Below are 955 nucleotides of genomic sequence, written 5' to 3' on the forward strand. Positions count from 1 at the left end.
TCTTCCTTGGTGAGGATGTAAGCCTCAGCCTTGAACTTCGTGTGCGGCTTGATCGAGCCGGGCTTGCACAGCACCTGGCCGCGCTCGACGTCCTCGCGCTTCGTACCACGAAGCAGAACGCCCACGTTGTCGCCGGCCTGACCCTGATCGAGCAGCTTGCGGAACATCTCCACGCCCGTGACCGTCGTCTTSACCGTCGCCTTCAGGCCGACGATCTCGACTTCCTCACCGACCTTCACGATGCCGCGCTCGACGCGACCCGTCACCACCGTACCGCGACCCGAGATCGAGAACACGTCTTCGATCGGCATCAGGAACGGCTGGTCAATCGGACGCTCCGGCTGCGGGATGTAACGATCAACCTCAGCCATCAGCTTCAGAACCGCGTCGCGGCCGATCTCCGGCGAACGATCTTCCAGCGCGCAAAGAGCCGAGCCCTTCACAATCGGAATGTCATCGCCCGGGAAATCGTACTTCGACAGAAGCTCGCGAACCTCGAGCTCGACCAGGTCGAGCAGCTCGGCATCGTCGACCATGTCGACCTTGTTCATGAACACAACCAGCGCCGGAACGCCGACCTGACGCGCCAGCAGGATGTGCTCGCGGGTCTGCGGCATCGGGCCGTCAGCCGACGACACAACCAGGATCGCGCCGTCCATCTGCGCCGCACCCGTGATCATGTTCTTCACATAATCCGCGTGGCCGGGGCAGTCGACGTGCGCATAGTGACGGTTCGCCGTCTCGTACTCGACGTGCGCCGTCGAGATCGTGATACCGCGCGCCTTCTCTTCCGGTGCCTTGTCGATCTGGTCGTACGCCGTAAACGTCGCACCACCAGACTCCGCCAAAACCTTCGTAATCGCTGCCGTCAAGGACGTCTTGCCATGGTCAACGTGGCCAATCGTTCCAATGTTGCAGTGCGGCTTATTCCGCTCAAACTTTTCCTTCGCCATCG

The 955-nt window shown here is 61.5% G+C and carries 1 protein-coding gene; it reads right to left on the reverse strand.

Going from position 1 to position 955, the window contains the following annotated elements; genetic code table 11:
- The coding region (tuf, locus tag AB4072_RS17105; protein ID WP_441969932.1) for an elongation factor Tu at nt 1-953 on the reverse strand (953 nt) is incomplete at its 3' end.
- Between the last annotated feature and the right edge of the window lie 2 nt (nt 954-955).

The organism is Microvirga sp. 2MCAF38 (genome assembly GCF_052115485.1).
GTDB lineage: Bacteria > Pseudomonadota > Alphaproteobacteria > Rhizobiales > Beijerinckiaceae > Microvirga.